Origin of the sequence: Streptomyces sp. CB01249, from assembly GCF_001905735.1 — a bacterium.
In the GTDB taxonomy this organism is placed as follows: domain Bacteria; phylum Actinomycetota; class Actinomycetes; order Streptomycetales; family Streptomycetaceae; genus Streptomyces.
Genome location: NZ_LISW01000009.1, coordinates 228914 through 254186 on the forward strand (window position 1 = coordinate 228914; position 25273 = coordinate 254186).

Here is a 25273-nt window from a genome sequence, read left to right on the forward strand (position 1 = left end):
ACTTGTTGGGACCTCCGGGGGACACGGATGGTTGTATGCGAATCGCCGGGGATCTGACGGTTGGTGATCGTTTACGTTCCCGGGAGCGCTCCGGGGGCCGGCAGGAAGCCCGTGACCTGGAAGTACGTCAGATAGCGCGTCAGAACCTCGTCGGTGAGAGGTGGTTGGCGTACGCCCGCCTCCGCCGCCGCCCGGGCCGTGCGGCCGGAGTCGAAGCGGCGGTGGTCCGCCTCGTCCTCGCCGGTCCCCCCGTCGTCGCCGAGGAACAACTGCGCCGCGTTCTCCGGGTGTTCGGCCACGCAGGCCCGCCATTCCTCGGGGGTCACGGGGCGCAGCTCGTATCCGAGGCGCGCCGCCGCCTCGAAGACGCGGTCCAGGCCCGGCGCGTCCGGGTTGGTGTAGTGGTACGCCGGTGCCCCGGGCCCTTCGGCGGTGCTGAGGGCCGCCACGGCGGCGCTGACGTAGTCCACCGGCACCCAGTCGGTCGTGCCGTGCGCCAGATCGGGCACCGCTCCGGCCTGGAGGCAGCCCTTGATGAGCTGCCAGAGCAGGTCCCGGTCCTGGCAGGCCCCGGTGGCGGTGTCGCCGCTGATGCGGCCCGGGCGGTGGACGGTCACCGGGAGGCCGCGCTCGCGGGCGAGGCCCACCAGTTGCTCGGCGACCCACTTGCTCTGCGCGTACCCGTCGGGCAGGCCGTCCGCCGGACCGGTCGGGGACGACTCGGTGAGCGGTGCGGGGTCCGTCCCGCGCGACGGGGCGTACACACCGGTGGTGGAGACGTAGTGCAGGCCGGGCGAGCCGGAGTCCGCGAGGAGCCGCAGCAGTTCCTCGGTGCCGCCCACGTTGGGCGCGCGCAGATCACCGTACGGGGCGGCGAAGTTGACGCGTGCCCCGTTGTGCAGGACGGGTCCGAGGCGCCGGGCGAGGGCGGTCCGTTCGGCGGGGTCGAGGCCGAGGCCGGGGGCCGCGAGGTCGCCGGGGACGGGGTGGATCAGGTCGGCGTACCGGGACTGCCACAGGCCGTAGTGCTCCAGGTTGGCCCGGATCCGCTGGGCCGCGCTGTCGGGGCTCGCGGCCCGGACGAGGCAGTCGACCGGGCCGTCCGTGGCCTCGATGAGGTCGCGCAGCAGGAACGCGCCGAGGAAGCCCGAGGCACCCGTGAGCAGGGGCCGCGCGGAGGGGCGGGCGGGGCGGCGTTCCCCGGGGCCCCCGCGCTCGGCGGTGCTCCGGCGCTCGGCGGTGATGTCGGAGGCGAGCCGCACCTCGGCGGCGAAGTCCGGGGCCGCCGCTTCCTCCGGCTCCTCCTCCCCCGGCGCCCGGCCGAGCAGCCGGTCGACGCCTTCGACCGTGGGCGTCGCGAACAGGGCGCGCAGGGAGGGCCGTACGCCGCAGCGTTCCCCGATCCGGCGGGCCAGGGTGACGGCGAGCAGGGAGTGGCCGCCCAGCGCGAAGAAGTCGTCGGTGACGCCGACTTCGGGCACGCCGAGGGTCTGCGCGAACACCTCGCAGAGTTCCCGTTCACGGGCGGTGCGCGGGGCCCGTCCGCCGGCCGCCGCCGGGCTCTCCGGGGCGGGCAGCGCGCGCCGGTCGGTCTTGCCGTTGGGCGTCATGGGGAAGGCGTCGAGCCGGACGTGGGCGGCGGGCACCATGTGTTCGGGCAGGGTGGCGGCGAGGTGGGCGCGCAGTTCGGCCCAGCCGGGGGCGGTTTCGCCGTCGGCGGCCACGGTGTAGGCGACGAGGCGCCGGTCGCCGGGGCGGTCCTCGCGGACGGTGACGCAGGCGGCGGCGACCCCGGGGTGCGAGCCGAGGGCGGCCTCGATCTCGCCGAGTTCGATGCGGAAGCCGCGCAGCTTGACCTGGTCGTCCACGCGGGAGACGTAGAGGAGGCGGCCGTCGGGCGTCCACCGCACCAGGTCCCCGGTGCGGTACATCCGGCCGCCCGCGCGGTCGAAGGGGTCGGCGACGAAGCGGGTGGCGGTGAGCCCGGGGCGGCCGAGGTAGCCGCGTGCGACGCCTTCCCCCGCGACGTACAGCTCGCCGGTGACGCCGGGCGGCGCGGGGGTCAGCCGGTCGTCCAGGACGTAGATGCGGGTGCCGTCGACGGGGGCGCCGATGGGGACGGTGCGGTCGGGGGCGAGGGGGCCTTCCGCGTGCTGGAAGGCGCTCATGGTGGCGCAGACGGTGGTCTCCGTCGGGCCGTAGGCGTTGACGAGGAAGCGGTCCCTGGCCCAGGCGTGTACGAGGGCGGGCGGGCACGCCTCTCCGGCGAGGGCCATGGTGAGGCCGGTGGGCAGGGAGTCCGGGGGCATCACGGCGAGGGCGGCGGGCGGGATGGTGAGGTGGGTGACGCCCCGGTCGCGGACCAGGGCGGCGAGGGCCGGACCCGGCAGCAGGGCGTCGCGGGTGTCGATCTCCAGGCAGGCGCCGGTGAGCAGCCCCATGCACAGCTCCCAGAACGCGGCGTCGAAGCTGACCGAGGCCATGTGCAGCACCCGGCTGCCCGGTCCGACGCGCAGCCGCTCGCTCTGGGTCCTGGCCATGGCGCGGACACCCCGGTGCGTGACGACGACGCCCTTGGGGCGGCCGGTGGAGCCCGAGGTGTAGATGACGTACGCCGGGTTGGCCGGGTCGATGCGGGCGGGCGCGGGGGCTGTGCCGCTCGCGCCGAGGTCGTCGGTGTACAGGTGCGGCACCGGGTGCTCGGGCAGGCGGCGGTGGAGTTCCGGGGTGGTGAGGAGCAGCCGGGGGCGCGCGTCGTCCAGCATGTACGACAGGCGCTGGGCCGGGTAGTCCGGGTCCAGCGGCAGATAGGCGGCGCCCGCCTTGAGGACGGCGAGCAGGGCCACGACGAGCTCGGACGTCCGGGGCAGCGCGACGGCCACCCGGTCCTCCGGGCCCACCCCGAGCGCGGCGAGGTGACCGGCCAACGCGGTTGCGCGGGTGTCGAGTTCGCCGTAGGTGAGGGTGGTGTGCGCGTCGCGGACGGCCGGGGCGTCGGGGGTGCGCCGGGCCCACTCGTCGAAGAGCGCGGGGACCGTCGTGGCGGGCAGGTCGTCGGCGGGCCCGGTGCCGAGGGCGGTGAGGCGGCCGTGCTCGGCGGGGGTGAGCAGGTCGTACGCGTGCAGGGGGCGGTCCGGGTCGGCGGTGACGGCGGCCAGGAGGCGGACGAGCCGGTCGGTGAGCCCCTGGACGGTGGAGGCGTCGAAGAGTTCGGTGGCGTAGTCGACGGTGCCCCGCATCCCGTCGAGGGCGCCGGTGTCGTCGTAGGTCTCGGTGAGCGCGAACGACAGGTCGAACTTGCTGACCTCCGCCTCGGCGGGCACCCCGGTGACGGTGAGGCCGGGGAGGTCGATGGCGGCGGCCGCCTGGTTCTGCAGGACCAGCATGGTCTGGAAGAGCGGGTGGTGGCTCTGGGCGCGCGCGGGGTTGAGGAGTTCGACCAGCCGCTCGAAGGGCACGTCCTGGTGGGCGTAGGCGGCGAGGTCGAATGCACGGACCCGGCCGAGGAGTTCGCGGAACGTGGGGTCGCCGGACAGGTCGGTGCGCAGGACGAGGGTGTTGACGAAGAAGCCGACGAGACCGTTGGCCGCCTCGTCGGTGCGTCCGGCGACGGCCGTGCCCAGGGGGATGTCCTCGCCGCCGCCGTGCCGGGACAGGACGGTGGCCAGGGCGGCCTGGAGGACCATGAAGGCGCTGGACCCGCAGGAGCGGGCGAGCTCCGTGACGTGGCGGGTGGTGGCGCGGTCCACGGAGAAGCCGAGGGTGGCGCCGGTGTGCCGGGAGGTGGCGGGGCGCGGCCGGTCCCAGGGCAGTTCGATCGCCTCGGGCAGCCCCTCCAGCGCGTGCCGCCAGTGGGAGAGCTGCCGGCAGACCAGGCTGTCGGGGTCCTTCTCGTCGCCGAGCAGGTCGCGCTGCCAGAGGGTGTGGTCCGCGTAGTCGACGGGGAGCGGGGCCCAGTTGGGTTCCTCGCCCCGGGCGCGGGCGCGGTAGGCGAGGCCCAGGTCGTGGGCGAGGGGCGCGAGCGACGTGCCGTCGGCGGCGATGTGGTGGACGACGAGCACCAGGACGTGGGCGTCGGGCGCCAGGCGGAGCAGGGTCGCGCGCAGCGGCAGGCTGCGTTCGATGTCGATGGCCTCGGCGGTGGCGGCGGCGACGCGGTGGCGCAGCTTCGCCTCCTCGACGCTCTCCATGGCGAACGGGATGACGACGTCGCCGGGTGCGGTGATCTGCTGGCACGGCCCGTCCTCGCCCTCGGGGAAGACGGTGCGCAGGGCGGTGTGCCGTGCGATGAGGTCGGCGACGGCGGTGCACAGGGCGTCGGGGTCGAGCGGTCCGTCGATGCGGACGGCGAGCGGGATGTTGTACGTGGCGGAGGGCCCGTCGAGCCGGTGCAGGAACCACAGCCGCTGCTGGGCGTACGAGAGCGGGAGTTCGGCGGGGCGCGGCTGCGGGACCAGCGGGGGGCGGGTGCCGCCCTCCGCGCCTTCCAGGGCGGTGGCGAGCGCGGCGACGGTGGGGTGCTCGAACAGGGTGCGGATGTCGGTCTCGGTGTGCAGGGCGGTGCGGATGCGGCCGACGAGGCGGGTGGCGAGCAGGGAGTGGCCGCCCAGCGCGAAGAAGCTGTCGTCGGTGCCGACCCGGTCGACTCCGAGCACATCGGCGAACAGCCCGGCCAGGATCTCCTCCATGGCGCTGCGCGGGGCGCGCCCCGCCGCCGTGCGCGGCACGGTGGGCGCGGGCAGGGCGTTGCGGTCGATCTTGCCGTTGGGCGTCAGCGGCAGGACGTCCAGCGGCTGGATGACGGCCGGAACCATGTACGCGGGCAGCAGCCGGCCGACGTGGGCGGCGAGCAGTCCGGGGTCGGGGGTCTCGCCGGGCGCGAGGACGACGTAGGCGGTGAGGGTGCGGTCGCCGGGCAGGTCCTCGCGTACGAGGACGCAGGCGGCGCGGACCGCCGGGTGGTCGCGCAGGACCGTTTCGATCTCGGCGGGTTCGATGCGGTGGCCGCGCAGCTTGATCTGCTGGTCGGCCCGGGCCACGTAGCGCACGGTGCCGTCGGCGTCCTGGCGCACCAGGTCGCCGGTGCGGTACATGCGGGTCCCGTCGGCCGCGAACGGGTCGGCGACGAAGCGGGTCGCGGTGAGGGCGGCCCGGCCGAGGTAGCCGCGGGCGACGCCGGGGCCCGCGAGGTAGAGCTCGCCCTCGGCGCCGGGCGGCACGGGGCTCAGGGCGGCGTCGAGGACGTAGGCGCGCATGCCGTCGAGCGGGTGGCCGATGGGCGGGGCGCCGCCGGGGGTGTGGTCGGGGCCGACGTGGTGGGCGGTGGCGAAGGTGGTGGTCTCGGTGGGGCCGTACACGTGCAGGACGGTCGTGCCGGGGTGGGCGGCGGCGATGCGCTGCATGACCCCGGGCGCGGCGGCCTCGCCGCCGGCGGCGACCAGGCGCAGTTGGCCGAGGGAGCCGGGGTCGGTCTCGGCCAGCACGTTGAAGAGGGCCGTCGTCAGGAAGGCGGCGGTGACGCCGTGCCGGGTCACCAGGTCCCGCAGGATGTCGGGCTGGAGCGGCCCGTCCGGGGCGACGACGACGCGTCCGCCGCGCAGGAGCGGGGCCCAGAGCTCGAAGGTCGAGGCGTCGAAGACGTACGCGGAGTGCAGCAGGACGGCGTCGGCGGCGTCGTCCCAGCCGTGGTGGGCGGCCAGTGCGGCGATGTCGCCGTGGCTGACGCCGACGCCCTTGGGCAGTCCGGTGGACCCGGAGGTGAACATGACGTACGCGAGCCGGTCGCCGCCCGGTGCGGCGGGGAGGGGGCCTGGTGTGTCGGGGCCGCCGGTGAGGGCGCGACCGGCCCGGTCGACGGTCAGGAGGGCGGTGTCCTGGCCGAGTTGGCGGACCCATGGCAGCGTGGCGGTCGTCTCGTCCACGACGAGGACGCGCAGGGGGACGACGTCGGTGACCCGGTTGAGCCGTTCGGTGGGCCAGCGGGGGTCGAGCGGCACGTAGGCCCCGCCCGCGCGCAGGGTGGCCAGCGAGGCGGTGACGGTGGCGGCCGAGCGGGCGACGAGGATGCCGACGCCGTCCTCGGGCCCGGTCCCGAGCCCGGTGAGGTCGGCGGCGAGCCGGTCCGCGAGGGCGGTGAGCCGGGCGTACGTCAGCTGCTCCCCGGCACCGGAGACGGCCACCGCGTCCGGGTGGCGGGCGGCGTGGGCGGCGACGGCCTCCGGGATGCCGAGGGCCGTGGTGCCGTCGGGGAGCGCGGCGCCGGTGCCCCGGGCGATCAGCTCCTCGCGTTCGCCGTCGAGGAGGAAGGGCGCGCTGTCGGCGCGGCTGCCGAGGTCCTGGGCCATGGCCGTCAGGAGCTGCCGCATGCGTGAGACGGTCTCGGCCACCTCCTGGCGGTCGAGCACGGCGGCCCGGTAGCCGAAGGTGATCCGCAGGGTGTCGCCGGGGGCGACGGTGAGGGTGAGCGGGTAGTGGGCGGCGTCGGTGCCGCTGAAGCCGGTGACGGCGAGACCGGGCAGTCCGCTCTGGGCGGTGCGCAGGGCCTCGGCGTCCATCGGGTAGTTCTCGAACACGACGAGGGTGTCAAAGAGTTCGTCCAGGCCGGTGACGCCCCGGATGTCGCTGAGGCCCACGTGCTGGCTGTCGAGGAGCCGGCCCTGTTCGGCCTGGAGCCGGGTCAGGTATTCGGCAAGGGTCTCGCCGGACGCGGGTCCGGTGCGTACGGGCACGGTGTTGATGAAGAGGCCTACCATGGACTCGACGCCGGGGATCTCCGGCGGGCGCCCGGACACGGTGGTGCCGAACACCACGTCGGACCGCCCGGTGAGGTGGCCGAGCAGCAGGCCCCAGGCACCCTGGACCAGGGTGTTGAGGGTGAGGCGGTGGGCGCGAGCCGTCTCGCGCAGCCGGGACGTCACGGCCGCGTCCAGGTCGAGGACGAGCGTCTCGGGCAGTTCGGCGGTGCCGTCGGGGCCGTCCCGCTCCGCGAGGAGGGTCGGCGCCTCGATGCCGGCGAGGGCGGCGGACCAGGTGTCGAGGGCGGCGGCGCGGTCCTGCTGGGAGAGCCAGACGAGGTAGGCGCGGTACGGGGTGACGCGCGGCAGTGCGCCGTCGTCGCCGCCGGCCGCGTACAGCTCGAAGAGCTCCCGTACGAGCAGGGGCAGGGACCAGCCGTCGAACAGGATGTGATGGCTCGTCATGACCAGGCGGTGCCGGTCCGGCGCGGTCCGTACCAGGGTGAACCGCATCAGGGGCGGGGTGGCCAGGTCGAAGCGGCGGGTGCGGTCGGCGGCGAGGAAGGCGGTGAGCCGGTCGGGCACCTCGTCGGCGCCGGTCAGGTCCAGTTCCTCCAGGGGTACGGGGACCTCGGCCGCGACCGCCTGCACGGGCTCGTCCAGGTCCTCGTGGAGGAAGCCGACGCGCAGATTGGCGTGGCGGCGGAGCAGTCCGGCGACGGCGGCGCGCAGCGTCGCGACGTCGACGGGGCCTTCGAGGTCGAAGACGAACTGCGCGGTGTAGACGTCCACGGCGTGCGCGTCGTACAGGGCGTGGAAGTACATCCCGGCCTGCAGCGGCGTCAGCGGGAGTACGTCCTCCAGTTGGAACCCGTTCACTTGCGTCCACCCCACTTGTTCTGCAGTCGGTCGATCTGGGTCTGGTTGAGCGAGACCAGGGGAAGGTCGGACGGCGTCCAGCCGCCTGCTCCGGGCTGTTCGGCGTGTTCCGCGACGGCACGCAGGGCGCGGTTGAACGCCTCGGCGAGTGCGCCCACGTCCTCCTCCTTCAGCAGGTCGCTGGGCCAGGTCCAGCGGGCCACCAGGCGGGGGCCTTCCGGCCGGTCCTCGGTGTGCGCGTTGATGTCGAGGACGTGGTGCACGGGCATGTCGGGGTCCTGGCTGCGGGGTCCGCCGGCGTCGAGCAGGACCTCCCAGTCGCCGTCCGCCGCCTGGCCCGGGGCCGCGTACCGTCCCAGGTAGTTGAAGCCGATCTGGGGTGCGGAGGCGGCCAGCCGGGGGCCGGTGGCCGGGTTGAGATGGCGCAGCATGCCGTGGCCGACGCCGTGGTCGGGGACGGCGCGCAGCTGTTCCTTGACGCGCTTCACTGCACGCTCAACGAGCGAGGCGCCGAAGCGTGCCGGGTCGCGGGCGTCCAGCGGGCCCGGGTCGACCCGGACGGGGTAGAGGCTGGTGAACCAGCCGACCGTGCGGGAGAGGTCGATGTGGTCGGCGATCTGTTCGCGGCCGTGGCTCTCCAGGTCGAGCAGGACGGCGGTCTCCGGGCGGCCCCGCCAGCTGCTGACGGCGAGGGCGAGCGCGGTGAGCAGGATGTCGTCGACTCCGGCGTGGAAGGCGCCGGGGACGGTGCTGAGCAGGGGCTTCGTCCAGGTGGCGGGCAGGTGGGTGGTGAGGGTGCGGGTGCCGTCGGCGGTGTCCAGGAAGGGGTCGAGCGGCCGGTATCCGAGCTGCGGGTCGGGGGTCCTCAGCGCCTCCTCCCACAGGGGCAGTTCGCCGGTGCGGGCCGGGGTGCGGGCCTGTTCGGCGAGGAGCTGGGACCAGCGCCGGTACGAGGTGGTGGTGGCGGACAGCGCGGCTGCCGTGCCGGTGGCCGCCTGCCAGGCGTGGGCGAGGTCGTCGGCGAGGATGCGCCAGGAGACCGCGTCGACGGACAGGTGGTGCACGACGAGGAGCAGCCGGCCGCGCGCACCGGGCCCGGCGTCGCCCCAGACGGCTTCGAAGACGGCACCGGCGGAGGGCCGCAGGCGCCTGCGGGCCCGTTCGCCCGCTTCGGTGAGCGCGGCCCGGGCGGCGTCGGCGTCGAGTCCGGCGATGTCGATGCGGGTGAAGCGGCGCCGGGCCGTGACGGCGCCGGGCGGCAGCGCTTCGAGTACGGGGTCGCCCCCGGCGGTGCGGGTGACGCGCAGGCGGAGCATGTCGTGGTGGTCGGCGAGGAGCTGGAGCGCGGCGACGAGGGTGTCCTCGCCGGCCCCGGCGGGGGTGCTCAGCACTCCGGACTGGTTGTAGCCGTCGGTGGTGCCGGGGCGTTCGAGGAACCAGGCGGCGATGGGGGGCGGTTCCATCGTGCCGGTGCCGTGGCCGTCCGGTTCGCCGGCGGCGTCGTCCAGCGGTGCGGCGACGGCCGCGATGGCCTCGGGGGTGCGGTGGACGAAGACGTCCCGGGGGGTGACGGCGAGCCCGGCTTCCCGGACGCGGCTGACGAGCTGGATGGAGAGGATGCTGTCGCCGCCGAGCGCGAAGAAGTCGTCGTCGGTACGGACGGCGGGGGCGCGCAGTACGGAGGCGAACGCCTCGCACAGGACGCGTTCGGGCGCGGTGCGCGGCTCCCGGCCCGGCCGGGCGGTGTCCGGGCGCTCCGGTGCGGGGAGCGCCGCGCGGTCCGTCTTGCCGTTGGGCAGCAGCGGCAGCGCGTCCAGGGCCACGAAGGCGGCGGGCACCATGTACGGCGGCAGCTGGGTGCCGAGCCGGGTGCGCAGTGCGCCGTCGGTGGGGCGGGCGCCCACGGTGTACGCGACCAGGCGCCGTTCGCCCGGCCGGTCCTCGCGGACGAGGGCGCAGGCGGCGGTGATGCCGTCGACGGCGGTGAGGGCGGCCTCGATCTCGCCGAGCTCGACGCGGAAGCCGTTGAGCTTGACCTGGTGGTCGGCGCGGGAGACGTAGTGCAGGAGTCCGTCGGCATCGCGCCGGACCAGGTCGCCGGTGCGGTACATGCGGCTGCCGGCCGGGCCGAAGGGGTCGGCGACGAAGCGGGTGGCGGTGAGCCCGGGGCGGCGGAGGTAGCCGCGGGCGAGGCCGTCACCGGCGATGTGGAGTTCGCCGGTGACTCCGGCCGGTACGGGCTGGAGCGCGGCGTCCAGGACGTAGGCGCGGGTGTTGTCGACGGGGCGGCCGAGCGGGACGCCGCCCTCTTCTCCCCCGGCGGTCACGTGGTGGGCGGTGGCGTCGATGGTGGTCTCGGTCGGGCCGTAGAGGTTGTGGACCTCGGCCGCCCAGGCCTTGGCGGCCCGGGCCGCGAGGGCGTGGGTCAGGGGCTCGCCGCCGCAGGCGACGGCCCGCAGCGCCGGGGGCGCCGCCTCGGCCCCGGTCTCGGTGAGCAGGAGCGCGAGGTGGGAGGGCACGAACTGGGCGAGGGTGACGCCCTCCTCGCGCATCCGGGCCAGCAGCCCGGCCGGGTCATGGTTGAGCGCGGCCGGTACGGGGCAGGTGGCGCCGCCGTGCAGCAGGGGCAGCCAGGTCTCCCACACCGAGGCGTCGAAGCTGGGCGAGGTGCGGGCGAGGACGCGGTCCTCGTCGGTGAGGCCGAAGTGGCCGGCCATCCAGGCCATGTGGTTGGTGAGCGCCCCGTGGGTGACGACGACGCCCTTGGGGCGGCCGGTGGAGCCGGAGGTGTAGATGACGTACGCGGCGTCGTCGGGGCCCGGCGCCGCGGCGGCCGGTGGCGCCCCGCGTCCGCCCGGCCAGGCGGACGGATCGCCGAGCGCGAGGCGGGGCACGGCCGTGAACCGGGCGGCCCGCGCCGCGTCGTGGACCAGGAACAGGGCGGGGCGGGCGTCGTCCAGCATGTGGGTGACGCGGGCCTCGGGGTAGTCCAGGTCGACGGGCAGGCAGGCGGCCCCGGCCTTGGCGACGGCCAGCATCGCGACGACCCGGTCGGCGGTGCCTTCGGCGGCGAGCGCGACGAGGTCGCCGCGGCCGACGCCCCGGTCGTGGAGGTGGTGGGCCAGGTCGTCGGAGCGGGCGTCCAGCTCGGCGAAGGTGAGCTGCGCGGAGCCGGCCCGGACCGCGATCCGTCCGGGGGTCCGGGCGGCCTGGGCGCGGAACGCCTCGGGGGCGGTCCGGGCGTGGACCGGGCGGACGGGGCCCGGGGCGGCCCGGTCCAGTTCGGCGCGCTCGGCCGCGTCCAGGAACGCGGCGGTGCGGACGCGCCCGTCGGGGTCGGCGGCGAGCGAGGCGAGCAGCCGGGTCAGGCGTGCCGCCAGGGCGTGCGCGGTGGCGGGGTCGAAGAGGTCGGTGGAGAACTCGAGGTTCCCGTCGAGCCCGCTGGGGCGGCCCGTGGCGTCGCGGGTCTCCGTGAAGGTGAAGGTGAGGTCGAACTTGCTGATCCCGGTCCGCACGGGCTGCCCGGTCACGGTGAGGCCGTCGAGGCCGAGCACGGTGTCCGCCTGGTTCTGGAGGACGATCATGGTCTGGAAGAGCGGGTGGTGGTCCTGTGCCCGGGCCGGGGCGAGGGCGTCCACCAGCCGTTCGAACGGCAGGTCCTGGTGGGCGTAGGCGGCCAGGTCGAACGCCCGGACCCGGTCCAGCACTTCGGTGAAGGTGGGGTCGCCGGTCAGGTCGGCGCGCAGGACGAGGGTGTTGACGAAGAAGCCCACCAGATCGTCCAAGGCTTCGTCGGTGCGTCCGGCGACGGCGGTGCCGAGGGGGATGTCCTCGCCGGCCCCGTGCCGGGAGAGCAGGACGGACAGGGCCGCCTGGAGCACCATGAACAGGCTGCATCCCCGGGCGCGGGCCAGCTCGGCGAGCGCCCGGTGCGTGTCGGCGTCCACGGGGAACGCGAAGGCGTCGCCCCGGTAGGTGAGGACGGCGGGGCGCGGCCGGTCCATGGGCAGGGCGAGCAGTCCGGGGCTGCCCGCCAGCGCGGTGCGCCAGAAGTCCAGCTGCCGGGCGGCCCGGCTGTCGGCGTCGTTCTCGTCGCCGAGGAGGGTGCGCTGCCAGAGGGTGTAGTCGGCGTACTGGACGCGGAGTTCCGGCCGGCCGGGCGCCTCGCCCCGGCTGCGGCTGCGGTAGGCGTCGCCGAGGTCGCGGGCCAGCGGGGCGAGCGACCAGCCGTCGCCCGCGATGTGGTGGACGAGCAGGACGAGGACGTGGGATTCGGCGCCGAGGCCGAGCAGCCGGGCCCGTACGGGCAGGTCGGCGGTGACGTCGAAGGCGTGCGCCACCTCGGCGGCCAGCGCCTCGTCCAGGGTGTCAGGGCGGATGTGCCGGGGGGTCAGGTCCAGGTCGGCGTGGTCGGCGGCGAGGACGAGCTGGCGCGGCACGCCGCCGGTCTCGGGGAAGACGGTGCGCAGGCTCTCGTGCCGTTCCACGACGTCCATGAGGGCGCGTTCCAGGGCCGGGGCGTCGAGCGGTCCTTCCAGGCGCAGCACCAGCGGCACGTTGTAGGTGGGGCTGGGGCCCTCGAACCGGTTGAGGAACCACAGCCGCTGCTGCGCGAAGGACAGCGGCAGCGGGTCCGGCCGGTGCGGGGTGCGTGTCAGCGGCGGGGCGGCGGTCTCGGCCCCGTCGAGGGCGGCGGCGAGCCCGGCGGGCGTGGGGTGCTCGAAGACCGCCTTGACCTGGATCTCGGCGGCGAGCGCGGTCCGGATGCGGGCGACGAGCCGGGTGGCGAGCAGGGAGTGGCCGCCCAGGGCGAAGAAGTCGTCGTCGGCGCCCACGGCCGGGAGGCCGAGGACGTCGGCGACGAGCCCGCAGACGATCTCCTCGCGCACGGTGCGGGCGGCGCGCCCGCGGGGTGCGGCGTGCGTTTCGGGCGCGGGCAGGGCGCGCCGGTCCACCTTGCCGTTGACGGTCAGCGGCAGGGCGTCGAGCAGGACGAACGCGGAGGGCACCATGTAGGCGGGCAGGGACCGGGCGACGGCCTCGGCGAGGTCGGCCGGGTCGGGGCGGACGGCCCCGGCGGGCACCACGTACGCGACGAGCCGCCGGTCTCCGGGGATGTCCTCGCGTACGACGGTGAAGGAGTCGGCGACTCCTTCGCAGCAGGCGAGGACGGACTCGATCTCGCCGGGTTCGATGCGGTAGCCGCGCAGCTTGACCTGGCTGTCGGCGCGGGAGACGTAGGCGATCTGCCCGTCCGGGGTCCACTTCACGAGGTCGCCGGTGCGGTACATGCGTCCGCCGTCCGGGTCGAAGGGGTCGGCGACGAACCGGGTGGCGGTCAGGGCGGGCAGGCCGGTGTAGCCCCGGGCGACGCCGCGCCCCGCGAGGTACAGCTCGCCCGTGACGCCCGCCGGGACCGGGCCCAGCGAGCCGTCGAGCACGTGGAGCCGCATGCCGTCGAGCGGCCGGCCGATGGGCGGCGGGCCCGCCGGGAGGTCGGCGGCCACGTCGTAGCGGGTGGCGAAGGTGGTGGTCTCGGTGGGGCCGTACACATGCAGGACGCGGACACCGGGCGCGGCGCCGGCGATGCGCTGCATGGCGTCGGGCGAGGCGAGTTCGCCGCCCGCGCAGACGAGGCGGAGCCCGGCGAAGGCGCCGGGGTCGGTGTCCGCGATCACGTTGAGCAGAGCAGTCGTCAGGAATACTGCGGTGACGCCGTGTTCGCGGACGGCGTCGCGGAGCGTCCCTGCTTCCAGGACGCCTTCCGGTGCGACGACGACCGTGCCGCCGCGCAGGAGCGGCGCCCACATCTCGAAGGTGGACGCGTCGAAGACGTACGCCGAGTGCATGAGGACGGCGTCGGCCGCGCCGCCGTGCCAGGCGGCGTCCTCGGCCAGCGCCGCCACGTCGGCGTGGCTGACGCCGACGCCCTTGGGCAGCCCGGTCGAGCCGGAGGTGAACATGACGTACGCGAGCGTGTCCGGGCCCGGTACGGGGACGGGCCCGCCGGGTGCCGGGGGCGCGCCGCGCAGGACGCGGCCGGTCCGGTCCACGACGAGGACCGGGACGCGGCGGGCGGTCTCGGTCACCCAGGCGGACGCGGCGGCCTGCTCGTCCACGACGAGGATCCGCACGTCCGCCACGTCGGCGACCTGGTCGAGCCGTTCCCGGGGCCAGCGCGCGTCCATCGGGACGTACGCGGCGGCGGCCCGCACCGCGCCGAGGGAGGCGGAGACGAGGGCCGGTGACCGGGAGAGCAGCACCCCGACGCCGGTCTCCGGGCCCGCGCCGAGCGCGGCGAGGGCAGCGGCCAGGTCTGCGGAGACGGTGTCGAGCGCGGTGTACGTGAGGGTGGCGCCGCCCCCGGTCACGGCCACGGCGTCCGGGGTGCGGCGGGCCTGCGCGGCGAAGAGCGCGGGCAGGGTGGTGTCCGGTGCGGGGGCGGGCAGTTCGCGGCCGGCGCCCCATTGCACGGTGCGGGTCCGCTCGTCCGGTGTCAGCAGGTCGTAGTCCGCGAGGGGCCGGGCGGGGTCGGCCGCCACCTGTTCCAGAAGCCGCAGCAGGCGCGCCGCCAGGGCTTCGACGGTGACGCGGTCGAAGAGGGCGGTGGCGTACTCGATCCCGGCGGTGAGTCCGGCCCCGCCCCGCTCCTCGCCGAAGGCGAAGGTGAGGTCGAACTTGCTCAGGTTGTTGTGGACGAGCCGGTCCTCGACGTCGAGCCCCGGCAGTTCGGGACGTACGGCGTCCTGGTTCTGGAGGACCAGCATCGTCTGGAACAGGGGGTGGTGGTTGCGGGCTCGGACCGGGTTGACGCTCTCGACCAGCCGCTCGAAGGGCACGTCCTGGTGGGCGTACGCGGCGAGGTCGAACTCCCGCACCCGCCGGAGGAGTTCACCGAAGGTGGGGGCGCCGGACAGGTCGGTGCGCAGGACGAGGGTGTTGACGAAGAACCCGACCAGCTCCTCCAGCGCCTCGTCCGTGCGGCCCGCGACGGGTGTGCCGAGCGGGATGTCGTCGCCCGCGCCGTGCCGGTGCAGCAGGGTGGCCACGGCCGCTTGGAGCACCATGAACAGCGTGGTTCCCGACTCCCGCGCCACGCGCAGGAGTTCGGTGTGCAGCCCGGGCGGTACGTCGAAGGCGTGCACGGCCCCTGAGGGGTCGGTGGTGACCGGGCGCGGGCGGTCGAGCGGCAGGTCGATGAGCCCGGGCAGTCCGTCGAGCGCGGTGTGCCAGTGGTCCAGCTGCTCGCGCAGGACGCTTCCGGGGGCGTCCGGGTCGCCCAGCACGGTGTGCTGCCACAGGGTGTAGTCCGCGTACTGGATCCCGTTCCCGGCCTCGGGCTCCCGTCCGGCGAGGCGGGCCCGGTAGGCGTCGCCCAGGTGGCGGGCGAGCGGGGCGAGGGACCAGCCGTCGCCCGCGATGTGGTGCAGGACCAGCACGAGCACGTGGTGGCCGGGCGCGGTGCGCAGCAGCCTGGCCCGCAGCGGCGGGTCGGCGGCCACGTCGAACGGTGCGTCCACGGCGTCCGTGACGGCCGCCTCCAGCCAGGCCGGTGCCGTGCTCTCCACGGGCAGCCGGGGCGCGACGACCTCGGCGGGCAGCACCAACTGGTGGGGCACGCCGTCGCGTTCGGGGAAGACCGTGCGCAGCGCCTCGTGCCGCTCCATGACGTCCAGCAGGGCGGCGCGCAGCGCGTCGGTGTCCAGCGGCCCGTCGATGTCGAGCACCAGCGGGATGTGGTACGAGGAGCTGAGCCCGTCGAGCCGGTTCAGGAACCAGAGCCGCTGCTGCGCGTACGACAGGGGCAGCGGGTCGGGCCGCTCGGCCACGGGGCGCACCGGCGGGCGGGACTGCCCCCGGGTGTCCAGGGCCCGGGCGAGCCCGGCGACGGTCGGGTGCTCGAACAGGGTGCGGACGGCGAGGTCGGCACCGAGGACCGTGCGGACCCGGCTGACGACGCGCATCGCGAGGAGCGAGTGCCCGCCCAGGTCGAAGAAGCCGTCGTCCCGGCCGACGCCGGGGCGGCCCAGCACCTCGGCGAAGATCCCGGCGAGCAGGTCCTCGCGGGGGCTGAGCGCGCCGGAGCCCTCGGCGGTGTGCGCGGCCTCCTCGTCGGGGCGGGGCAGGGCGCGCCGGTCCGTCTTGCCGTTGGGCAGGAGCGGCAGCTCGTCCAGGACGACGACCGCGGCGGGCACCATGTAGTGCGGCAGTGCCTCCGCGAGGGCGTCGCGCAGGGCGGCCGGGCGCGGCCCCTCGTCCGTGGTGACGGCGTAGGCGACGAGGCGGCGCTCCCCCGGCGCGTCCTCTCGGATCACGGCGCAGGCGGCGGCGACCCCGGGGTGGCCGAGCAGGGCGGCCTCGACCTCGCCGGGTTCGATGCGGAAGCCGCGCAGCTTGACCTGGTCGTCGGCGCGGGACACGTATTCGAGGAGCCCGGCCGTGTTCCACCGGACGAGGTCGCCGGTGCGGTACATGCGGGCGCCGGTGCCGTTGAAGGGGTCGGCGACGAAGCGGGCGGCGGTCGGTCCGGGCCGGTTGAGGTAGCCGCGGGCGAGGTTGGGGCCCGAGAGGTAGAGCTCGCCGGTGACGCCGGGCGGGACGGGCCGCAGCCGGTGGTCCAGGACGTAGGCGCGCATGGTGTCGACGGGCCCGCCGATCGGCACCGTCTCGTACGCGGTGTCCGGTGTGGCGGGGACGCGGTGGGCGGTCGCGTCGATGGTGGCCTCGGTCGGGCCNGACGAAGCGGGCGGCGGTCGGTCCGGGCCGGTTGAGGTAGCCGCGGGCGAGGTTGGGGCCCGAGAGGTAGAGCTCGCCGGTGACGCCGGGCGGGACGGGCCGCAGCCGGTGGTCCAGGACGTAGGCGCGCATGGTGTCGACGGGCCCGCCGATCGGCACCGTCTCGTACGCGGTGTCCGGTGTGGCGGGGACGCGGTGGGCGGTCGCGTCGATGGTGGCCTCGGTCGGGCCGTACAGGTTGTGCACCTCGGTACGCCACAGCGCGGCCGTCTCCTCGGCGAGGGCGCGCGGCAGGGGCTCCCCGCCGCACAGGACGGCGCGCAGCCCGGGCAGGGGCGCGGCGCCGGATGCCTCGGACAGGACGAGCGCGAGGTGCGAGGGCACGAACTGGGCGACGGTGACGCGGAACCGGCTCATCCAGGAGACCAGCGCCTCCGGCTCCGTGTTGGCTCCGGACGGCAGTACGCACACCTCGGCGCCGTACATCAGTGGCAGCCACACCTCCCACACGGAGGCGTCGAAGCTGGTGGACGTCCTCGCGAGGACCCGGTCCGCATGAGTGACCGTCAGGTGTCCCGCCATCCAGGCCATGTGGTTGGCCAGGGCGCCATGGGTGACGACCACGCCCTTGGGGCGGCCGGTGGACCCGGAGGTGTAGATGACGTACGCCGGATGCGCCGGGTGGGGTGCGTACGGGAGCGGGTTGGCGGGCGGGAGCGGGGCGTCGACGGCGAGCCGCGGGATGTCGCCGGTGGGCACGTCCCCGGCGGTGAGGACGAGGACGGGGCGCGCGTCGTCCAGCATGTGGCGGATGCGGGCGTGCGGGTAGGCGGGGTCGACGGGCAGGTACGCGGCGCCGGACCGCAGCACGGCCAGCATCGCGGTGACGGTGTGCACGGAGGGCGGCGCGGCGATGGCGACCGTGGTCTCCGGGCCCGCACCGCGCTCGCGCAGGGTGTGGGCGAGGGCATCGGCCCGGGCGTCGAGCTCCGCGTAGGTGAGGTGGGTGTGCGCGTCACGCACGGCGACGGCTTCCGGCGCACGCAGGGCCTGTCCCCGCACCGCTTCGGGGGCGGTGCGCACCGGCAGGGGCCGGGGCGCGCCGTGTCCCCGGGCGAGGAGGCCGTCCCGCTCGGCCGGGGTCAGGGGGTCCAGTTCGCCGATGGGGCGGCCGGGGTCGGTGACGGCCTGGGTGAGGACGCGGGCGAAGCGGGCGCAGAGGGCGCGGGCGGTGGCGGCGTCGAAGAGGTCGGTGGCGTACTCCAGGTAGCCGCCGATGCCCCCGGCGGCTTCCTCGGCCTCCGGGCCTCCGGTGGTCTCGGTCAGCGAGAAGGTGAGGTCGAACTTGGAGCCGCCGTGGTGCCGGGAGCGGTCGCGGACGGTGATGCCGGGCAGCTCCGGTTCGGCCCGGTCCTGGTTCTGGAGGACCAGCATCGTCTGGAAGAGGGGGTGGTGGTCGCCGGAGCGTTCCGGGTTGACGGCCTCCACGATCCGCTCGAAGGGCAGGTCGCTGTGGCCGAAGGCGGCGATGTCGGACCGCTTGACGCGGTCGAGGAGTTCGCGGAACGCCGGGTCGCCGGAGAGGTCGGTGCGCAGGACGACGGTGTTGACGAAGAAGCCGACCAGATCGTCGAGCACTTCGTCGGTGCGCCCGGCGACCGCGGTGCCCAGCGGGATGTCGCTGCCCGCGCCGTGGGCGCCGAGCGTCACGGCGAGGGCCGCCTGGAGCACCATGAACGGCGTGCATCCCGCGGTGCGGGCGAGCCGGACGAGCGCGGCGTGCGCCGGGGCGGGCAGCTCGAAGGGGACGGAGGCGCCCCGGTGGCTGGGCACGGCGGGGCGCGGCCGGTCGAGGGGCAGATCGAGCAGCCCGGGGGCGCCGCGCAGCGCCTCCTGCCAGAAGGCGGTCTGCCGGGCGGCGAGGCTGTCCGGGTCGCCGTCGTCGCCGAGCAGTCGGTGCTGCCAGAGGGTGTAGTCGGCGTACTGCACGCGCAGCGGCGCCCAGTCCGGGGTGCCCGTGCCCTCGGTCCTGGCCAGGTAGGCGGCGGAGAGGTCGCGGCAGAGCGGGGCGAGGGACCAGCCGTCGGCGACGATGTGGTGCAGGACGAGGACCAGGACGTGCCGGGCGGGCCCGTGCCGGAGCAGGTGGGCGCGGACGGCGGGGTCCCGGCTCAGGTCGAAGGGCGCGGTGCTCAGGCGGCGTACCGTCTCCGCCTCCCAGGCGTCGGTGTCCCCGTCGGCCGGGGGGTGTTCGACGGTGAGGGGGACGAGCTTCGCGGCGGCGTCCGCGTCGGTGATCCGCTGGCGGGGGACGCCGTCGTGCTCGGCGAACACGGTGCGCAGGCTCTCGTGCCGGACGGCCACATCGGCCAGGGCGCCGCGCAGGGCCCCGGCGTCGAGGGGTCCGTCGAGTTCCAGGACGAGCGGGACGTTGTAGGTGTCGCCGGGCGCCTCGGACCGGTTGAGGAACCAGAGGCGCTGCTGCGCGAAGGACAGCGGCAGCACCTCGGGCCGGGTCTGCGGTACGAGGACGGGGCGGGCGGCGCCCGCGGTGTCCAGGGCGGCGGCCAGGGAGGCGACCGTGGGGTGGTCGAAGAGGGTGGCGAGGGCGAGTTCGACGCCGAGGGCGGCCCTGACCCGGCCGGTGAGCCGGGTGGCGAGCAGGGAGTGGCCGCCGAGGGCGAAGAAGCTGTCGTCCACTCCGACCGCGCTCACGCCCAGCACGTCCGCGAACAGCCCGGCGAGCACTTCCTCGTACGCGGTGCGCGGTGCCCGGCCGGTGCCGGTGGCGGTCCGGGGCGCGGGCAGGGCGCGGCGGTCGACCTTGCCGTTGGGGTTGAGGGGCAGGGCGTCGAGGACGACGAAGGCGGACGGCACCATGTACGCGGGGAGCGTGCGCCCGACGCGGCGGGCCAGCGCGGCGGTGTCGGCGCGGGCTCCGGGGGCGGGCACCACATAGGCGACGAGCCTGGGGTCGCCGGGGGTGTCCTCGCGGACGACGACGCAGGCGCCGCGCACCTCGGGGTCGGTGAGCAGGGCGTACTCGGTCTCGGCCGGTTCGATGCGGAAGCCGCGCAGCTTGACCTGGCCGTCGGCGCGCCCGACGTACTCGATGTCCCCGGCGGCGGTCCAGCGCACGAGGTCGCCGGTGCGGTACATCCGGCCGCCGGGCGGACCGTAGGGGTCGGCGACGAAGCGGGCGGCGGTGAGCGCGGCGCGGCCCAGGTAGCCGCGGGCCACGCCGTGCCCGCTCACGTACAGCTCCCCCACCACGCCCGGCGGTACCAGGTCCAGGGTGCCGTCGAGGACGTACAGGCCCATCCCGTCCAGCGGGCGGCCGATGGGCGGCACGCCGGGAATGTCGGCGGTGACGGGGTGCCGGGTGGCGAAGGTGGTGGTCTCCGTCGGGCCGTACACGTGCAGGACGCGCGTGCGGGGCGAGGCGGCGGCGACGCGTTGCATGAGGTCGGGGGTGGCGGCCTCGCCACCGGTGGCGACCAGGCGCAGTCCGGCGAAGACGGCGGGGTCCGCCTCGGCCATCACGTTGAACAGGGCGGTCGTGAGGAACAGCGCGGTGACGCCGTGCCGTTCCGCCGTCTCGCGGACGGTGCGCGCCTCCAGGACGCCGCCGGGGGCGACGACCACCCGGCCGCCGTTCAGGAGCGGCACCCAGAGCTCGAAGGTGGAGGCGTCGAAGACGTACGCGGAGTGCATGAGGACGGCGTCGGACACCCCGTCGGTCCAGGCGCTGTCGGCGGCGAGGGCCAGTACGTCGGCGTGGGTGACGCCGACGCCCTTGGGCAGTCCGGTGGAGCCGGAGGTGAACATGACGTACGCGAGCCGGTCGGGTCTGCTGATCCGGGGCAGCGCTCCGGGCCGTTCCGGCGCACCGTCGAGCACCCGGCCGCTCGCGTCCACGACGAGGAGCGGCAGCTGGGCGGCGGCCTCGCGGACCCAGGGTTCGCGGGCGGTCCGCTCGTCGGCGATCAGGGCGCGGACGCGGGCCGAATCGGCGACACGGCCGAGCCGTTCGGCGGGCCAGGCCGCGTCCATCGGGACGTAGGCGGCGCCCGCGGCGACGGTCGCGAGGGTGGCCGCGGGCACGGCGGCCGAGCGCCCGAGGAGCACCCCGACGCCCTGCTCGGCACCGATGCCCCAGCCGGTCAGCGCGCTCGCCAGGTCGTCGGCCGCCCGGTCGAGCTGCCGGTACGAGAGGGTGTGCGTCCCGTCCACGACGGCCGGGGCGTCCGGGGTGCGGCGCGCCTGGTCGCGGAACGCCTCCGGCAGGGTCCGCGCGACGGCCCGTTCGGGCAGTTCGGTGCCGAGCCCCTGGGCGCGCAGGGCGGGGGCGGTGGATTCGTCCACGAGCGGCAGGTCGCGCAGGGGCAGGGCGGGGTCGGCGGCGGCCAGGGCGGAGACGAACGACACGACGGCCTGCTCGTGCAGCCGGACGTCCTCGGGGTGGTAGAGGTCGGGGCGGGCGTCGAATCCGATCAACGGCCCCTTGCCCTCGGCCCGTTCGGAGACGAAGAGGGACAGGTCGTCCACGGGACCGACCGACAGCACCCGGGAGGGCGCGGGGATTCCGGCGAAGTCCCGGTCGTAGTCGTAGCCCATGATGTTGACGACGATGCCGGTGAGGCGGGACGGGTCGTCGCCCGTGTTCAGTTCGCGGGCGAGCTGTTCGCGCGAGAAGCGGCGGTGGCGCAGGGCGCCGCGCATCTCGGCCGCGGCCTCACGGACGAGTTCGCCTACGGACATGGTGCCGGTGGGCGTCAGGCGCAGCGGCAGGATGTTGGAGGTCATGCCGACGATGTGCCGCAGACCGCCGTGCCGGCCGTTGGAGGCGAGGCCCACGGTGACCTCGCGGGTGCCGGTGACCCGGGCGGTGTAGGCGGCGACGGCGGCGACGAGGACGGCGCTCCACGTGGTGCGGTGGGCGGCGGCGAGCCGGCGCAGGTCCGCGAAAACCTCGGCGGACAGGGACTCGCCGTTGTGCAGCCGCAGGCCGGATGCGCCGGGGGCGGCCGGTGCGTCGCCCGCCGGTGCGGGGAGGTCGGTGCGGCGGCGGATGAGGGTCCGGCCGCTGTGCCCGTCGTCGTCCCCGGTGTCTTCCGGGGCCCGGTCCGCGAACTTGGCGGTCCAGTAGGCGCGGTCGGCGTCGTGGCGGCCGGATTCGCGGTGGGCCGTCTCGTCGGCGACGAGGTCGCGCAGGGGCGCGGCGGGCAGCGTGACCTCCGCGAGGTCTTCGCCCTTCACCGCGCGCCCGTAGAGGTCGGCCACGACGCGGGTGAAGACGGCACCGCCGAGGCCGTCGACGGCTATGTGGTGGAAGCGGACGTACCAGTAGGACAGCCCGGTGCCGGCCCGGAGCAGGGCCATGTGGTGGCGGGGGCGGTGCAGGGTGTCGGGCGTGGCCATGTCCGTCGCCAGGTAGCGCTCGACCTCGGCGGCGGGGTCGGCGGCCCCGGACACGTCCACGATCCGGAGCCGGCGGGCCCCGGGTTCGCGGACGACGCGCTGGAGGAGGGTGTCGCCCTCCGTGACGAACTCGAGGTTGAGGCTGTCGCACAGCTCGCAGGCACGGTCGACGGCGGCGGCGAATAGTGCCTCGTCCAGGTCGCCCCGGATCTCGAAGCATTCACCGACGTTGTATTTCGGGCTGTCGGGGTCGACGAGTTGCCCGTACCAGACGCCCTGCTGGGCTGCGGTCGTCCCGAAGAACTCTTCGGGAGCGGATTCAGGAGCGGATTCCGGGGAGACAGAGCCGTTTTCGCGCATGCCGGGACACACCTTCGGGGAGAGCTTTCGGGGGGACGAAGAGGGCAGGACGAAGCCGGCCGTGCCGGTGCGGCGTCCATGGCCGACAACGGGCGGGTAATAGCGAGGAGAAGGTCACCGGCCCCGGGCATCGGGCACCGCGGGACCGGCTTCCCGTTCCGAAAACCGGGAGCGGGCTCGGTTTTCTGCGCTTATCGAGGACAGGCCGGCGCACGGCCCATCAATGCGGTCCGTCGACACAGTCCATCAATGCAGCCCGTCACTGCAGTCCATCAATGAGGGAAATAAAGCCGCGTGACAGCGGTATGAACATTTCCCGCCGGAGTGTGATCGATCGCAAGCCGGGACTGATCGACTTTGCCCGGATGGGAACGACATCGATCGAATGGATCGCGCGCGGCCTGCGGACCGTAACGGCCTGCCGACCCGCGCGCCGCGCTACCCGGCGTCGGCCTCCATCGCCCGGACCAGGCCTGCGGGCCGCATGTCCGTCCACGTGGCCTCGATGGCGTCGAGACACTCCTGTCGCGAACCCTCCGGACCGCCGACGCTCCAGCCGCCCGGAACCTCGATGTGCGCCGGCCACAGCGAATACTGCCCCTCGCCGTTCACCAGCGTCACGAACCGGCCCGACTCGTCATCGAAAGGATTGGTCACGACTGTCCCCCCACTTGTTTTCCCACATGCCACCGCATGTTCCACAGATATATGCGGGCCTGCCGCACGGATTCACCGCTCCCCCGCCATCGGACCACCCGTCCCCACCGCGCAAGTCCGGCCGCATGGACCGGAGATACGTTACGCCTCGGGATACCGGCGTGATGCCGATGGCCGGCCGGTCATCCGGCTTCGCCCGTTCACGCCAATCACCATAGAGGACCGCCGACAGCCCAAGAGTCGAATTCGGCCCATTACTTATCAGCCCGCACGGCCGCGACGAGCGGGAAGGCCGGCCGGAGACATATGCCAGGCCCGCTCCCCCGGAAATTTTCAGCCACCCGATGTCCCGATTGTGCGCATTTAACTAAATACGACCCGCGCACATTCGGATAACCGCCGGCGTACACCCCCTCATTCGCGGGCACGCGCCGAACGCATCGCGCTCCCGTGCGCCGGGTGCGCGCCCCATTCGAAATCAATGGCCATTTCCCTCACCCTGCGTCATGTTCCGGGCCGTGGCGCGGGCGCCCACCCGGCGGGGACGGCCGGCCCCGCATGCGATACGAATGCCGGGTGACCGAAGAGACCCCGCCCGCGACCGTGCGCGTGTTCATCGCCCTCGCCCCGCCCGACCCGGCGAAGGACGAGCTGGCCCGGGTACTGCGCCCCGCCTACGCGACGCACCCGCAGGTGCGGTGGAACCGGGTGGAGGACTGGCACATCACCCTGGCGTTCCTGGGCGCGCTCCCGGTGGACACCGTTCCGCTGCTCCGTCCGCCGCTGGCCGCCCTCGCCGCGTCCCACCCCGCTCCGCGCCTGGCGCTGCACGGCGGCGGCACGTTCGACGAGCGGGTGGCGTGGAGCGGGATCGCCGGCGACCTCGAAGGACTGCACCGGCTCGCCGACGGCGTACGGGCCGTGGTCCGCGACTGCGGGATCGCCCTGGAGACCCGGCCGCTGCGCCCCCATCTGACGCTCGCCCGGGTGCGCCGGGGCGACCACACGTCGGCCGGGGAGATCGCCGCGCTGCTGACCGAGTTCCGCGGCCGCCCGTGGCCCGCCGAACGCCTGCATCTGGTCGGCAGCAACGCGGGGAACGGCCCCGGGCAGATCCGATACCGCGACATCGAGGCGTGGCCGCTCGGCACGGCTTCCGGGATCACGGCGCCGCCCGCACGTCCCTGAGGACGGGCCCGCCGGACCGTTACGCCAGCCTGACCGGAGTGGGGCGTGGCTCCGTGTGTTGGTGAGGTTCGGGGGTACCGCTGTGGAACGGTGAGCCTGACTTGGGCGCGCACCACACGAGCGGAGAGGGTTGCACTCATGGGACACGGCGGGAACGTGATCGCGGAGCTCACCACGGACCACCGCGAGGTAGACGAACTGTTCGCGAAGATCGAGGCTCAGCCGGTCGGCGACGAGCAGCGCAGGAAGCTCGCCGACGAGCTGACGATCGAGCTGGTCCGGCATTCCGTGGCGGAGGAGATGCACCTCTACCCGGTGGTCCGGCGGTTCGTGGACGACGGCGACGACATGGCCGACGAGGAGCTGGAGGACCACGCCAGGATGGAGCAGCACCTCAAGGAGCTGGAGGGGCTGCCGGCGGACGACCCGCAGTTCGACCACCTGGTGGCGCAGCTCAAGCTCGAAGTGACCAAGCACGTGCGCGACGAGGAGAACCGGCTCTTCCCGCTCCTGGCTGCGGCCGTCTCCCCGGAGACCCTGGACCAGCTGGGCGAGAAGGTGCGCGCGGCGAAGAAGACCGCGCCGACGCGTCCGCACCCGTCCATGCCCGACACTCCGCCCGGCAACAAGATCCTGGGCCCCGGCGCCGGTCTGGTCGACCGGGCCCGCGACCTCCTGAGCGGTCGCGGCAAGGGCTGAAGCCCCCGGCGCCCCCGCTCCCGGCGCCCTCGGCTCCCCGACGCCTCCCCCGGTCTCAGCAGGCGCGGGCCGGGCCGAGGCGCAGTCGGTCGAGCAGGTCCGCGTGGTGGAGGCGGGCTATCGGCTCCAGCAGGTCGGGGTGGCGCAGCAGTGCGGTGGCGGCCAGGTCGTGCGCGCTGGGCGCGGTCAGGCGGCGGAACTCGGCGGGTCCTGTCCCCCCGTGCTCGGTTTCTTCGAGCGCCCTCACCGCCTCCTTCGCCGCGTCGGGCGCGGTGAGCAGATGCGCGGCCCAGCTGGCGACCACCTCGTCCACCCAGCTGCGCCAGGCCAGGTCCGCCGGACCGGCCGCCGCCCGGCCGTGGCCGCCGGTGACCTCGTCCAGGTGGGCGGATCCGCCGGGGCCGGTCAGGACCACGAGCGCGGCGTCCAGGTCGGTCGGGTAGCGGAGCCAGGTGGCGACCGTGACGGCCTGGCGGGCCTGCGCCTCGGCCAGGGCGGCGGTGAGCGGGCCCCCGCCGGCCGGGAACGCGCGGGTCAGCCACTGGGTGGTGGCGGCGATGAGCGGGGCAAGGTCTGCGGGCATCGGGGCGTCCCCTCGG

At 75.0% G+C, this 25273-nt stretch carries 6 protein-coding genes and 1 pseudogene; 2 read left to right on the forward strand and 5 right to left on the reverse strand.

The window, feature by feature from the left end; genetic code table 11:
- Window positions 1-71: 71 nt before the first annotated feature.
- The 4 genes and pseudogenes from AMK18_RS31195 to AMK18_RS31215 form a co-directional block, all read right to left on the reverse strand.
- Window positions 72-7613, reverse strand: coding sequence for a non-ribosomal peptide synthetase (locus AMK18_RS31195; protein WP_073865439.1), 7542 nt, complete (start codon window positions 7611-7613; stop codon window positions 72-74).
- Window positions 7610-16330 (reverse strand): amino acid adenylation domain-containing protein, encoded by an 8721-nt coding sequence (locus AMK18_RS31200; RefSeq protein ID WP_443333243.1) that lies wholly within the window; start codon window positions 16328-16330, stop codon window positions 7610-7612. Before AMK18_RS31200 ends, AMK18_RS31195 begins: the two co-directional genes overlap by 4 nt.
- A 19-nt stretch (window positions 16331-16349) precedes the next feature.
- A pseudogene (locus tag AMK18_RS31210) lies at window positions 16350-22130 on the reverse strand (non-ribosomal peptide synthetase); the annotation flags it as partial.
- Between the two features lie 438 nt (window positions 22131-22568).
- The gene (locus tag AMK18_RS31215; protein ID WP_018102966.1) at window positions 22569-22787 is read right to left on the reverse strand and encodes an MbtH family protein; all 219 of its coding nucleotides are present in this window, start codon (window positions 22785-22787) and stop codon (window positions 22569-22571) included.
- Between the two features lie 558 nt (window positions 22788-23345).
- Between AMK18_RS31215 and thpR the strand changes: the two genes are divergently transcribed.
- Window positions 23346-23975 carry an RNA 2',3'-cyclic phosphodiesterase gene (gene thpR / locus AMK18_RS31220; RefSeq protein WP_073865440.1) on the forward strand — a complete coding sequence of 210 codons (630 nt, stop codon included), beginning with the start codon at window positions 23346-23348 and terminating at the stop codon, window positions 23973-23975.
- 138 nt (window positions 23976-24113) lie between these two features.
- The gene (locus AMK18_RS31225) at window positions 24114-24674 is read left to right on the forward strand and encodes a hemerythrin domain-containing protein (protein ID WP_018102964.1); all 561 of its coding nucleotides are present in this window, start codon (window positions 24114-24116) and stop codon (window positions 24672-24674) included.
- A 55-nt stretch (window positions 24675-24729) separates the two neighbouring features.
- Here the strand turns inward: AMK18_RS31225 and AMK18_RS31230 are convergent, their stop codons facing one another.
- Window positions 24730-25257 (reverse strand): hypothetical protein, encoded by a 528-nt coding sequence (locus tag AMK18_RS31230; RefSeq protein WP_073865441.1) that lies wholly within the window; start codon window positions 25255-25257, stop codon window positions 24730-24732.
- Window positions 25258-25273 lie beyond the last annotated feature (16 nt).

Coding starts and splice junctions, on each gene's coding strand:
- thpR (WP_073865440.1), top strand. CDS start 23,346: ATGCGATACGAATGCCGGGTGACCGAAGAGACCCCGCCCGCGACCGTG.
- AMK18_RS31230 (WP_073865441.1), bottom strand. CDS start 25,257: ATGCCCGCAGACCTTGCCCCGCTCATCGCCGCCACCACCCAGTGGCTG.
- AMK18_RS31225 (WP_018102964.1), top strand. CDS start 24,114: ATGGGACACGGCGGGAACGTGATCGCGGAGCTCACCACGGACCACCGC.